This is a genomic window from Chryseobacterium sp. WLY505 (assembly GCF_030846215.1).
Lineage (GTDB): Bacteria > Bacteroidota > Bacteroidia > Flavobacteriales > Weeksellaceae > Chryseobacterium.
In genome coordinates this window covers 19,625-33,514 of the sequence record NZ_JAVCWI010000020.1, presented here as the reverse complement: position 1 = coordinate 33,514, position 13,890 = coordinate 19,625, and the positions used below count along the sequence as shown (strand labels likewise).

The 13,890-nt window shown below is 35.5% G+C and carries 11 protein-coding genes; 10 read left to right on the top strand and 1 reads right to left on the bottom strand.

Annotation, left to right across the window (positions count from 1 at the left end; genetic code table 11):
* Nucleotides 1-966: 966 nt before the first annotated feature.
* The 9 genes from RAH34_RS22530 (at nt 967) to RAH34_RS22490 (ending at nt 11,989) form a co-directional block, all read left to right on the top strand.
* Nucleotides 967-1,419: a hypothetical protein gene (locus RAH34_RS22530; RefSeq protein WP_306597649.1), complete on the top strand. Its 453-nt coding sequence runs from the start codon at nt 967-969 to the stop codon at nt 1,417-1,419.
* 1,078 nt (nt 1,420-2,497) lie between these two features.
* Nucleotides 2,498-3,925 carry an adenylosuccinate lyase gene (gene purB, locus RAH34_RS22525; protein WP_306597648.1) on the top strand — a complete coding sequence of 476 codons (1,428 nt, stop codon included), beginning with the start codon at nt 2,498-2,500 and terminating at the stop codon, nt 3,923-3,925.
* Nucleotides 3,926-3,976: 51 nt separating this feature from the next.
* Nucleotides 3,977-4,948 carry a WG repeat-containing protein gene (locus RAH34_RS22520; RefSeq protein ID WP_306597647.1) on the top strand — a complete coding sequence of 324 codons (972 nt, stop codon included), beginning with the start codon at nt 3,977-3,979 and terminating at the stop codon, nt 4,946-4,948.
* 230 nt (nt 4,949-5,178) lie between these two features.
* On the top strand, nt 5,179-5,499 hold the full coding sequence (locus tag RAH34_RS22515) for a DUF1016 N-terminal domain-containing protein (RefSeq protein WP_306597646.1): 321 nt from the start codon (nt 5,179-5,181) through the stop codon (nt 5,497-5,499).
* Nucleotides 5,500-5,634: 135 nt separating this feature from the next.
* Entirely contained in the window at nt 5,635-9,330 is a 3,696-nt protein-coding gene (locus RAH34_RS22510; RefSeq protein WP_306597645.1) for a phosphoribosylformylglycinamidine synthase, read from the top strand.
* A complete protein-coding gene (locus RAH34_RS22505; RefSeq protein WP_114821134.1) occupies nt 9,311-9,724 on the top strand; it encodes a ribonuclease inhibitor in 414 nt (137 codons plus the stop codon). Before RAH34_RS22510 ends, RAH34_RS22505 begins: the two co-directional genes overlap by 20 nt.
* A gap of 510 nt (nt 9,725-10,234) precedes the next feature.
* A complete protein-coding gene (locus RAH34_RS22500) occupies nt 10,235-10,864 on the top strand; it encodes a GDSL-type esterase/lipase family protein (RefSeq protein WP_306597644.1) in 630 nt (209 codons plus the stop codon).
* Nucleotides 10,864-11,196 (top strand): gamma-glutamylcyclotransferase family protein, encoded by a 333-nt coding sequence (locus RAH34_RS22495; protein ID WP_306597643.1) that lies wholly within the window; start codon nt 10,864-10,866, stop codon nt 11,194-11,196. Before RAH34_RS22500 ends, RAH34_RS22495 begins: the two co-directional genes overlap by 1 nt.
* Before the next feature lie 334 nt (nt 11,197-11,530).
* Nucleotides 11,531-11,989 carry a GyrI-like domain-containing protein gene (locus RAH34_RS22490; protein ID WP_306597642.1) on the top strand — a complete coding sequence of 153 codons (459 nt, stop codon included), beginning with the start codon at nt 11,531-11,533 and terminating at the stop codon, nt 11,987-11,989.
* Between the two features lie 147 nt (nt 11,990-12,136).
* Here RAH34_RS22490 and RAH34_RS22485 read toward each other — a convergent pair whose 3' ends face one another.
* Entirely contained in the window at nt 12,137-12,493 is a 357-nt protein-coding gene (locus RAH34_RS22485; protein WP_306597641.1) for a diacylglycerol kinase family protein, read from the bottom strand.
* A 184-nt stretch (nt 12,494-12,677) separates the two neighbouring features.
* On the opposite strand from RAH34_RS22485, the gene dnaN reads away from it, so the two are divergent.
* A complete protein-coding gene (gene dnaN, locus RAH34_RS22480; protein ID WP_034699704.1) occupies nt 12,678-13,808 on the top strand; it encodes a DNA polymerase III subunit beta in 1,131 nt (376 codons plus the stop codon).
* The last annotated feature ends 82 nt before the right edge of the window (nt 13,809-13,890 follow it).

Sequence of the window (13,890 nt, the reverse complement as noted above, 5' to 3'; positions counted from 1 at the left end):
ATTAATGATTTCAAATGTTTTTATCTTTCCTGCAGCTGGAACATTTTTCAAAAACTTAAGAAGTGAATTTATAATGTTAGCACTGAACATATTAGGAATAGTTATAGCCATTTTAGGAACTTTTCTGGCTTTTATTACGATAACAATTCAATGCTAAAGGTAGATTATTACGTTAATATCTGACTTAGGAATTAGTAGCGTTAAGAAAATTTCAATGTAATCCGTTAAAAAATTTCCACTGTCTGAGCATGGGACTTACGCAGAACCGAAGCAGAACCGGATGATCCATGCGAGTTTGGAAATTTTAGGAGTACATTTAAATTTTTAGCGGATGATTCCCGTCTTGAACTTTTGTATACTTTTGTTTTAAGACAAAAGTATAAATGAAAAAAATGTTATTTTGCAGTCTTAATTACAGAACTTTCGTGCGATCCAGAACAAATTATATTCTTGCTGTTGGTATCATTTTTTTGAATGTTATAATATTACTGGTAAATATATACATAATAAGAAATGGTTTTCGTGTCTTTGAAGGAGGCTTAAATTTTTCTACCCTATTAATGATTTCAAATGTTTTTATCTTTCCTGCAGCTGGAACATTTTTCAAAAACTTAAGAAGTGAATTTATAATGTTAGCACTGAACATATTAGGACTAGTTATAGCCATTTTAGGAACTTTTCTGGCTTTTATGATGATAACAATTCAATGCTAAAGGTAGATTATTGCGTTAATATCTGACTTAGGAATTAGTAGCGTTAAGAAAATTTCAATGTAATCCGTTAAAAAATTTCCACTGTCTGAGCATGGGACTTACTCAGAACCGAAGCAGAATCGAATGATCCCTGCGAGTTTGGAAATTTTAGGATTACATTTCAATTTTTAGCGGATGATTGCCGTTTGGGACTTTGTATGCATTGGCAGGAGCAAATACAACATAAATTCAGAAAAAAACAAAAGTAACTGATATGATCATTTTTAAAAAATATTATATTTATATTATTGTCATTATAATAGGGGGCCTCTTTTTCTATGACCATTTATTCTTACAAAAGTTTAAAAATTCATATAAAAAAGAAGGTTTGTACACTACTGGTACAATACAGGAAGTTAAAGGGTATGGCAGAGGAACAGGTTTTAAGTTTATCTATACCTTTACTTTGAATGGTAAAAGGTATAAATCAAATTGTGATGTGGGAAACTTATCATATTCAGTTGCTGAAAAGAAAGTCAATAAAGAGTATTTAGTAATATACTTGAATAGTGATGTTCATAATAATAGAGTATACGCTAATGTTCCTATTGGAGATAGTTTAAAAACTAATGCAGAATTAAAAAAATGGATTGAAAAAGATCCACTGGTTAAACAAAAACTGGATTCAATTCCTGGAGCAGGATTCTTTTGGGAGAATTACTTTTGAAAAATCGCCAGTCACCATGCAGACTTATTGTCGAATAATTAAAAAATAGTAAAAACAGGCCGCCCCAGAAATGGGATAGCTTTTTTTATGTGCTCTATATCAATCGACTTAGGAATCAGGAGCGTTAAGAAAATTTCAATGTAATCCGTTAAAAAATTTCCACTGTCTGAGCATGGGACTTACTCAGACCTGAAGCAGAATCGAATGATCCATGCGAGTTTGGAAATTTTAGGAGTACATTTCAATTTTTAGCGGATGATTCCCGTCTTGAATTTTTGCATACTTTTGTTTCAAGACAAAAGTATAAATGAAAATCATATTAAATATTTCCCAATTTATTTGTTTTACTTCTTTTAGTCTGTGTCTTTGACTTTGACTTTGACTTGTTGATGGTATTAGCTACCAGTTATTTAAAAAGTAGTATATTACTCATTAATGCCCGACTTAGGAATCAGGAGCGTTAAGAAAATTTCAATGTAATCCTTTAAGAAATTTCCACTGTCTGAGCATGGGACTTGTTTAGAACCGAAGCAGAACCGGATGATCCATGCGAGTTTGGAAATTTTAGGAGTACATTTAAATTTTTAGCGGATGATTCCCGTCTTGAACTTTTGTATACTTTTGTTTCAAGACAAAAGTATAAATGAAAATCATATAAATATTTCCCAATTTATTTGTTTTGCTTCTTTTAGTCTGTGTCTTTGACTTGTTGATGGTATTAGCTACCAGTTATTTAAAAAGTAGTATATTACTCATTAATGCCCGACTTAGGAATCAGGAGCGTTAAGAAAATTTCAATGTAATCCTTTAAGAAATTTCCACTGTCTGAGCATGGGACTTGTTCAGAACCGAAGCAGAATCGAACGATCCATTCGAGTTTGGAAATTTTAGGAGTACATTCAAATTTTTAGCGGATGATTCCCGTCTTGAACTTTTGTATACTTTTGTTTGACTACGTCGAATCTTCGATTTCAAGACAAAAGTATAAATGAAAATCATGAATGAAAATCATCAAATCTGGATTTTCATCTCTCACTGAAAAACCGTATTTTTGTACATCTAAAAAGTAAAAGAACGAATGAATTCCTACAAAAATCCATTGGAAGAGCGCTACTCCAGTGAAGAAATGTTATTTAACTTCTCACACAATAACAAATTCCAGAATTGGAGAAAGCTTTGGATAGCTCTTGCTGAAATCGAAAAAGACCTTGGACTTGAAATTACAGACGAGCAGATCGCTGAGTTAAAAGCTAATGCTGAAAACATCGATTACGTAAAAGCTGCAGAGTACGAAAAAAAATTCCGTCATGATGTAATGGCTCACGTTCACGCCTATGGTGATGTGGCGCCTTCAGCAAAAGGAATTATCCACCTGGGAGCAACTTCAGCTTTTGTAGGAGACAATACAGACTTAATTCAGATCCGTGACGGGCTTTTAATCTTAAAGAAAAAGTTGGTGAACGTGATGAAAAATCTTTCGGATTTTGCAATTCAGTATAAAGACCTTCCAACTTTAGGATTCACACACTTCCAGCCGGCTCAGCTGACAACAGTTGGGAAAAGAGCTACCCTTTGGTTACAGAGTTTGGTTCTTGATATTGAAGAATTGGATTTCTTCCTTGAAACCCTACGTTTCAGAGGAGTAAAAGGAACTACAGGAACTGCTGCCAGTTTCCTTGAGCTTTTCAACGGTGATTATTCTAAAGTAAAACACTTAGATAAAGAACTTTCAAAAAGATTCGGTTTCGAAAAAGTTTTCGGAGTTTCCGGACAGACTTACGATAGAAAAATTGATGCTAAAGTGGTTGCTTTATTAGGCAATATTGCACAATCTGCACATAAATTCACAAACGATTTACGTTTACTTCAAAACCTTAAGGAAATTGAAGAACCATTCGAGAAAAACCAGATCGGTTCTTCTGCAATGGCATACAAGCGTAACCCGATGAGAAGCGAAAGAATCGGAGCATTGGCAAAATATGTAATGTCTCTGACGACAAGTTCTGCAATGGTGGCTTCTACACAATGGTTTGAAAGAACATTGGATGACTCTGCAAATAAGAGATTAACAATCCCTCAGGCATTTTTAGCTGTTGATGCTATTCTATTAATCTGGAACAACATCATGAACGGAATTGTTGTTTATCCAAACAGAATCAACAAGCACATTATGGAGGAACTTCCTTTCATGGCGACAGAATACATTATCATGGAAGAAGTAAAAGCGGGTGGTGACCGTCAGGAAATCCACGAAGTGATCAGAGTTCACTCTATGGAAGCTTCCAAGAAAGTGAAAGAAGAAGGAAAAGAAAACGACCTTATCGAAAGAATCTTAAATGATGATTCTTTAAAACTAGACAAATCAAAACTGAAAGAAGTTTTAGATCCTAAAAACTTTATTGGTTTCGCGCCGATCCAGACGGAGGAATTCATCAAAAATGAAGTACAGCCGATTATAGACCGAAACAAAGACTTAATAGGATTGGAAGCTGATCTTAAAGTATAAAACAATATGCAGTCTTTTGGGCTGCATATTTTATTTCCCACTCCAATTAATATGAAAAAACTGCTATTAACCATCCTATTAACACCAATCATTTCTTTTTCTCAGAGTAAAGAGGATTTACATTATTTTAAGTCCAAAGATTCTTTAGTGGGAGTAAAAGATAAAGCAGGAAAAATAATTGTTCCTGCAAAGTTCAAAGTCTTTTCATTCTTTAAAGATGGAGATCCTGTAGAAGGAGAAACCATTCTTTTTGATGGAAGTAAAGAAGGCGAAAAATCAGAGAAAAATGCATGGGGATATGTGTATGACAGAAATGGGAAGTTCCTGTACCAGCCTTTCCTTTTTGACAATGGAGCAGATTATTTCTCTGAAGGACTGAGAAGATTGGTTAAAAATGGTAAAGTAGGATTTGCAGACCGAAACGGGAATACTGTTATTGTAGCTAAGCACGACTTTGCATTTCCTTTTAATTATGGATACGCTACCTTTTGTGACGGCTGTGACTGGGAAAAAACAAATGATGAACACAGGTCTGTTGTAGGTGGTAAATGGGGCGTGATGAATGTCAAAGGAGAAACGATTCAGCCATTGGCAAAACCATCAGAAAAGGATGTTGAAATAGACGGGAAATACTACCCGAATCCGTTTCAGTATAATGAAAAGGAGAAGAATATTCTTCAGTTCTTTGAAAAGCAGAAGAAAAAACTGTCAGATCTTTATTATGTGAATTTTTATGACAAATTATCTGAAAAAGAAAAGAATCTGTTTTTTGAAATCGTAGAAAGGCCAAAAGAAAATTTTCCCTATTATCAGGTGAATACTTATAATGATAGGAAGAAAGATTTAGATATGCTTTACCGCTTCAAGTTTCTGGTTTCAGAAGATGGAAAAACATTTTATGCCATTGAGGATTTTAATGAAAAGAAAGTTCCTTTTGAAAACTGGCTGAAAGAAGAAATAAAAAATGCAGAAGACTTTCAGAAAGAACATAAGGATAATCCGAATAAATTTATCAATAAATAATACAAAATTGGAAATTCGGCAGTTCAAATTTGAAGAACATATGACTTATTCCTTTAAATTTGTACAGAATAATGATTGGAGGGAAAATCTCTTTCAAAAATTTCCAATATAGATGGGTTTAAAGAAAAAAACTTTAACTCAGAAAAAGTAAAAAAGAAAAATAAATCTAATATTAAAAATCTGACATCTAATTTTTAATAATGTTACAGAATCAAAATCATCAACAATTAATGACCGATCTTAAGGAGCTGGTAGACAAGACAAGAAGTCAGGTCGCTGCTCAGGTAAACTCGGCAATGGTGGTTTTGTACTGGGAGATAGGAAAAAGAATAAATGAAGATGTTTTAGATAATAAGAGAGCAGAGTATGGTAAAGAAGTTATTGTACAGATCTCTCAGCGACTTACGTTAGAATTTGGAAATTCATTTTCTGAGAAAAATATCCGAAAAATGATGCAGTTTGCTTCTGTTTTTAGTGATTTTAATATTGTCGCATCAGCGATGCGACAATTATCGTGGACATATATAACTCATGAATCTGGAAGGAGATAATATAAAAGTAGCAGAATATTTACTTATCTTACCTTCAGAAAAAGTTTTGCTTGAAAAATTGCATCGTTCAATAGAGATAGCAAGAAATAAATTTGAAAATAAAAAATAAATCTAATATTAAAAATCTGACATCTAATGTCTAATAACAAAAGAATTTTCGTAGAAAAAAGAGGAATTTTCGATGTTGAAAGTCCAAAAATTTTTGATGAAGTAAAAGCGGTTGTCCCGGCAATTCAAAGTGTGAAAGTATACAATGTGTATGATATTTTCAATTTGAATGACGGAGAATTTGAAAAAGTGGTGAACAACACTTTCGTAGATCCTGTTACTGATATTTTACATACAGAAAACCCTGCAAAAGCTATTCACTTCGGAATGGAATTTTTGCCGGGACAGTATGATCAGAGAGCAGATTCTGCACAACAGTGTATCGCTTTACTGACTGAAAATGAAAAATCAAAAGTAAGAAGTGGAAAATTAATCGAATTTGAAGGAGTTTCTGAAGCGGATTTGGTTAAAATCAAGGACCTTCTGATCAACAAAGTAGAATCTCAGGAAAAGGACTTATCTATTCTGGATATTCCTGCAGATGAAACCCCGTCAAAAGTAATCATCCACGAAAATTTCATCAATTTCAATGATGCTGAACTTGAAAATTTCTACAACAATCATGGTTTTGCATTAGGATTGGATGACCTGAAATTTATTCAGGAATACTTCAAAACTGAAGATAGAAATCCTACGGAAACAGAATTAAAGGTATTAGACACGTATTGGAGCGACCACTGCCGTCACACCACTTTCGAAACACAGTTGTCAGACATTCAGTTTGAAGGTCAGTTCAAACATACATTGGAAACTATTTTCAATGATTATATCGAAAAAAGAAAATTCTTAGGCCGTGAGCTGAAGCCAATTTCCTTAATGGATCTGGCAACAGTATGCGGTAAATATTTCCATAAAACAGGGAATCTTGATAACCTTGTTATTTCAGACGAGATCAATGCTTGTACCATTCAGATCGAAGCAGAATACGACGGTAAAAAAGAACCTTGGTATTTATTATTCAAAAATGAAACGCACAATCACCCAACAGAAATTGAACCTTTCGGAGGTGCTTCTACTTGTTTGGGAGGTGCTATCAGAGACCCATTATCCGGAAGATCTTTCGTTTTCCAGGCGATGAGATTAACGGGAGCTGCAGACGTTTTAGAATCTGTTGACAAAACTTTACCAGGAAAACTCCCTCAGAAAACCATTACAAAACAGGCTGCCAACGGATATTCGTCTTACGGTAACCAGATCGGTCTTGCGACGACAATGGTTTCTGAAATCTATGACGAAGGCTACAAAGCCAAAAGAATGGAAGTTGGTTTCGTTACCGGAGCTGTTCCTGTAGACTGGGTAAGACGTGAGAAGCCTGAAAATGGTGATTCAATTATTATCTTGGGAGGTGCAACAGGTCGTGACGGAGTAGGAGGAGCAAGCGGAAGTTCAAAAGAGCAGGACGAGACTTCTATCCACACGATGAGTTCTGAAGTTCAGAAAGGAAATGCTGTAGAAGAGCGTAAAATCCAGAGATTATTCAGAAATCCTGAAGTAACGAAGTTGATCAAAAAATCAAACGATTTCGGAGCAGGAGGAGTTTCTGTAGCAATTGGTGAAATTGCAGACTCTTTAGAAGTAAACCTTGATGTATTACCATTAAAATATGAAGGATTAAACGGAACCGAGCTGGCTATTTCTGAGTCTCAGGAAAGAATGGCTGTGGTAGTAGATCCACAGGATAAAGAAAAATTCATCAAATTCTGTGAAGCTGAAAACATTGTTGCCGTAGAAGTAGCAAAAGTGACAGATTCAGGAAGAATGCAGATGTTCTGGAAAGGAGACAAAATTGTAGACCTTTCAAGAGCTTTCTTAGATACTAACGGATGTTCAAAATCTCAGGAAGTGAAAATCACTCACCTTGAAGAAGTAAAAGAAGAAACAAAAGCGTTCACAGCAGAAAACTTCCTGAACATCTTAAAAGATAAAAATGTAGCTTCCCAAAAAGGACTATTGGAAATGTTCGACTCTTCAGTAGGAGGAACTACCGTAGCAATGCCTTTAGGAGGGAAATACCAGCAGACACTCATGGAAGGAAGTGTGCAGACACTACCGATCTTAGGAGCAAAAGATATTAAAACCGTTTCTTTGGCAAGCTGGGGATTCGATGCTGAAATTTCAAAACAAAACTCACTGTTAGGATCATCTTATGCTGTAGTAGAGAGTGTGGCGAAGATTGTAGCGATGGGAGGCGATTATAAAAACATCAGACTAAGCTTCCAGGAATACTTCGAAAAATTAGGACAAAATCCTGAAAAATGGGGTAAACCTTTAGCTTCACTTTTAGGAGCTTATGATGCACAGATCAATTTAGGTCTTGCAGCGATTGGAGGGAAAGATTCCATGAGTGGAACCTATCAGGATCTGAATGTTCCGCCAACCTTGATTTCTTTTGCATGTGCCAACGGAGATAAAGAAAATATCATCTCTCCTGAATTGAAAAGTGCAGGGAACAAACTGTATTTCTTCAATCACGTTGCTCAGGAAAGCGGACTACCAAACTATAATGCTTTAAAAGAAGCTTTTGAATTCATTTTCGAAAACATCAAAGCAGGAAAAATTGTTTCTGTAAAAACAGTGAAAGAAGGAGGTTTGGCAGTAGCTTTAGCAAAAATGAGCTTCGGAAACAGATTAGGTGCTGAAATCAATGCTGAGGAAGCTGTTTTATTGGGTAAAAATATCGGTAGCTTAATCATTGAAGCAAAAGAAGAATTAAGCGATGTAAACCTTCAGTTGATTGGAAAAGTAGTCGAGGATGAAATTTTGAGCATCAACAATTTCAAATTTCAAATTTCAAATCTCGAATCCAGTTTTACTGGTACTTTCGAGAACCTTTTCCCAACAGTAGAAAAAGAAAAGATCACGGTTGAAATTGATGAAAAATCAAACTCAATCCATCCAAGAAATATCATCATCAAAAAACACGGAATCGCACAGCCTAAAGTATTTGCTCCGGTATTCCCGGGAACCAACTGTGAGTATGACACGCTGAATGCATTCCAGAAAGAAGGAGCTGTAGTAAGCAGCTTGCCTTTAATCAATATCAATCACCAGTTACTGGATGAAAGCATTGATGCATGGGTAGAAGAGATCAGAACATCTCAGATTCTGGCATTCTCAGGAGGTTTCTCCGCAGGGGATGAGCCGGATGGTTCTGCAAAATTCATTGTAAACGTTCTGAAAAACGAGAAAATGAAAAATGCAGTACACGAATTATTAGACAGAGATGGGATGATTATCGGGATCTGTAACGGATTCCAGGCCCTTGTGAAATCAGGATTGCTGCCGTACGGAAGAATCAAAGATCTGGATGAAAACTCTCCAACGTTAGCGCACAATGCCATCAGAAGACATATCTCTCAGATGGTTACTGTACAAGTAGTGAATGACGAAAGCCCTTGGTTAAAAGGAATGAAAGGACAAACTTTCACAATTCCGATTTCCCACGGAGAAGGACGTTTCATGGCTTCAGAAGAAGAGATTAAGAAATTGTATGAAAACGGGCAGATCGCTACCCAATACATTGATCTTGATGGAAACATTGCCCACGGTATGCCATTCAACCCTAATAATTCATTATTCGGAATTGAAGGAATTACCAGCCCATGTGGAAAGATCTACGGAAGAATGGGCCACCCGGAGCGTTTTGCAGAAGGTCTTATGAAGAATATACCAACCGCGAATTATCACAACATATTCAAAAACGGTGTTGAATACTTCAAATAACAATACAAGAAAAATGATCGTCATTCATGGCGGTCATTTTTCGTCTTTAAGAGGTTTCTACGAAGAAGCTTCTAACGTTCTGATGAAGGATACAGACTGGAAAGTAGGAACTCTGGACGGCTTTGATGATATCCTTTACGGAGGTTTCGGAGTATTCGAAAACAAAGAAGAAATTGAAATCATCTGGAAAGAATCACAGAAGTCAAAAGAAGACTTAGGTTTTAAGGCTACCCGTGAATTCTATGAAAATAAAATCAGACAGGGAAAACCTTTCAACATAGAATTAATTCAGCAAAAATTAGATGAATTGATAGAAGGAAAAGGACAAACCCTTTTTGAAATCCTGATTGAAATTATAAAATCACATACGAATATTACGCTGAGCCTGGAATGATGAGTAATGAGTAATGAGTAATGAGTAATGAGTAATGAGTAATGAGTGATGAGTAATGAGTGATGAGTAATGAGTGGAAATTTTTAAACGTTGAAATTTTCCAGCTAGCTTTATCCAATCAACTTGTTGATTCCTTCTTTGCCTCCTTGAATCAACATACTCACAATAAAAACCTTTGCGTCAAAAAAACAAAATACATTATTTAACCATTAAGAATAATAAAGATTGTAAGAAAAGTTAAGATTCATCGCTGATGAATAAGGCATTCTGCTTATAATAGCTTTAGCTGTTGCCTTAATAATTCTTCATCCCTTCAAAAATCTTAATGGTTCAAATAATTTTATTCAACTAGGGCACAAATTGGTCTATTGCTGATTGAAACGCCCTTGCGAACGAAAAAATTAATATAAAACTTTGCGTCTTTTGCGTTAAAAACTATGCAAGTTGAAAGATATTAACAATTTTTCTCACTATTTTTACTTCAACAAAAAAGGAAATAACAGAAGTTGAATGAAGAAAATTATTTACGGGCTGTTCTTCGGTGACAGCATTACCTATGGAGAATATGACGGAGTTTTTGGCGGATGGGTAGATATTTTGAAAAGATATGCCCTGCAGAAATTTCATGAAGGAAATGGAGATGAGCTCATTCTGTTCAATCTGGGCATAGGAGGAGAAACCACAGATGGATTGCTCAAAAGAATTCCTCATGAATTGGCTGCAAGAAATTCCGCTGATGGAAATATCGTTTTTCTAAGTTACGGAGCCAATGATCTTGCTGTAAAAGACGGAGTACAGATCGTAGATCCTGAAAAATTTAAAACCAATATCAAAGAAGCTGTTGCCCATGCCAGACAGTTTTCTAATACCATTTATCTCGTAAGCATTCTTCCTTTTTCTCAAAAAATAGATGGAGTAGTGGTAAGTTCCGGGAAGAAAAGAATCAGCGAAGATGTTGTCGCATATAATCAGATTTTGAAAGATATTACTGTTGAAGATTCACTGACTTATATTGATTTCTACTCCGCTTTCCTGGATGACAAAGAAATCCTGCTTTCTGCAGACGGTGTACACCCCAACGAAAAAGGCTATGGAATGATGGCTGAAATTGCAATCCCAATCATTGAAAAATATTTATAATGCCCAATTTATTTTCCTACGGAACTTTACAGAAAGAGCAGGTTCAAATGGAAACCTTCGGAAGACTTTTGCAAGGTGAAAAAGATGTTTTATCAGGATATAAATTGAATATGCTTGAAATTACAGATGCTGAAGTACTTCGGAAAAGCGGCCAGCAATACCATCCTGTTCTTGAATTTTCAGGGAGGGATAATGATCAGGTAGAAGGAGTGCTTTTTGAGGTGACAGAAGAAGAAATTCTTCAGGCAGATGAATATGAAGTTGATGATTACAAAAGAATCGAAACCGTTTTTAAATCCGGAAAAAAAGGGTTTATCTATGTGGGGAAATAGTCATTGCCAGCAACGCGAAGCAATCTCAAATAAGAGTTAGAACTATGACTCAAGTGATTTTGTCAGGGTTATAATTTCAACGGTCTCTTTGTCATTCCGAGCAAAGCAAGGAATCTAAACTTGAATGTTCTCTCACAGCTTTTGCAAATGAAGTAACTTTTAGACTTAGTAGGTGCTTTTCTACTAATATGACCAATTTAGTATTCAATAGAAGTGGGCTTTAGCCCACTTATCTTATAAATAAATCCATTGGCTTTAGCCCAAATTTAAAAAGCTCCTGACAGACCCTTGTCACAACCAGTCCTTATCTTTGCTCTATAACAAAGAATTAATAATGAAGAACGTAAAAATAGCACCTTTTAAGGTCATCGGTATTTCAGTAAGAACCACCAATGAAAATGGACAGGCAGGAAAAGATATTCCGGTATTATGGGAGAAAATGATCAGCGGGAATATTGTCAATTCAATTCCAAATAAAATAGACAATACCATTTATTCTATCTACACCGATTACGAAAAAGACCATACAAAGCCTTATACAACAGTTCTTGGATGTAAAGTGGAAAACCTAGATAACATCCCGGAAGGAATGGTCGGCTATACTTTTGATGGAGGAGAATATCTGAAATTTACCACAAAAGGAGATCTTTCAAAAGGGTTGGTTATCAACGAATGGTTAAAAATCTGGGAAATGGATTTGAACAGAACATTTACCGCCGATTTTGAAGTCTATGGAGAAAAAGCACAAAATCCATCAGACGCAGAAGTTGATATTTTCATCTCTGTGAAATAAAAAGTGAAAAATCTCATACTTTCACAGACCTTTGAACTGAAGACGTGATATTCCCCTCCTCTGGAGGGGTGTCAAAAATTCAAAGAATTTTTGACGGGGTGGTTAAGCATATAGCTTAAATATTTGCCAGCAATATTTCAGATTTCTTTACCCGAAAATATATTTCCAGTACACCAAAACCCCAACAATCACCGCAGCAATAGCTGTCAGCACTACGGCACCCGCAGCAATATCTTTAATAAAGCCGATTCTTTTGTCGAAGTTGGGCTGAATGATATCACAGATCTTTTCAATAGCACTATTGAAAATTTCAGCACTTAAAACAGCAAATGAAGCGATAATAACCAATGCCGCGTCTGTATTGTTTAATCTGAAATAAAAAATAAAGAAGAGATTGATGAAGAAAAATAGAAGTTCAATCTGGAAATTTCTTTCCGTTTTTATCATCATCAAAACACCCCTGAAAGCATGGAGAAAACTTTTATGAATAGGAGGTTTTTGCATGATTCTGAACTTTTCAGACAAAGATAGTCTTTGTATTTTGATAAAAAAATGAATCTTCGCAGAAATCAAAGCATAATGTCAAGGTTCAAAACAAATTAAGGATCTTTGTTAAAAACTCCTCCATATTATTCTTTTCTTTGTTGTATGTATTTATTATATTTGTAGAAACTTATTTTATAAATCTATGAAATTTATTATTTCAAGTGGTGAACTGCAGAAGGCTTTGCAAACTGTAAGTGGCGTAATATCAAGCTCTCAATCGAGACCGATTTTAGAAAACTATCTTTTTGAATTAGACGGAAATAATGTTACCATTACAGCATCTGACGGCGAGACAACTCTTGTTACTTCTCTGGAAGTAAAGTCTGATGATACAGGTAAATTTGCTGTTCCTGCTAAAATTTTTCAGGATTTTATCAAGACATATGGTGAACAGCCTCTGACATTTGTTGTAAAAGACAATGCCGAAGGTACTGGAAGCCAGCTTGAGATTTTAGATGAAAAAGATAATTTCGCAGTAGCATTAGACAATGCTGATGACTATCCTGAATTACCGGAATTCGACGCTTCCCAAAGTGTAACGATGCCGGCAGGAGTTTTGTCTGAAGCTTTGACAAACACACTATTCGCTACAAGTAACGACTCCCTTCGTCCGGTAATGACAGGAGTGCTTTTCCAGTTTGGAGAAAATGAAACCAATTTCGTTTCTACAGACTCCCACAGATTGGTGGTGTACAAAAGAGCAGACCTGATGAATGCTGAGCCGATGGAGTTTATCATGCCTAAAAAGCCTCTTAACATTTTCAAAAATATCCTGGCAAGTTCCAATGAAGACGTTACCATCGACTTCAATGAGAATATGGCTAAATTTACTTTTGGTAAGCATATCTGGATCTGTAGACTGATTGATGGAAAATATCCAAACTATACAGCCGTAATTCCAAAAGAAAATCCGAATGTATTGACCATCAACAGAAACCTGTTGTTAGGAGCGATCAAAAGAGCATCTATCATGTCTAACAAATCTACCAACCAGGTAAGATTTAAGCTTTCCGGAAATATTCTTCACCTTCATGCAGAAGATACTGAATATGCAAACAAAGCAGACATGCAGATTCCTTGCGACTATAACGGAGAAGATATCAATATCGGATTCAGCTCAAAATTCTTAACTGAAATGTTGACAATCCTAGGATCTGATGATATCACCATGAAAATGTCTCAGCCTAACAGACCGGGGATTATTGAACCTCTTGATGGTCTTGAAGAAAACGAAAATATCTTAATGTTATCAATGCCGGTTATCGGATTGTAGTAGTAAGATAACAAATAATAGAAAGCCGGAATTTTCCGGCTTTTTTTGTAGTCTGCTCTCTGACTTATAGTTGTAAATAGGG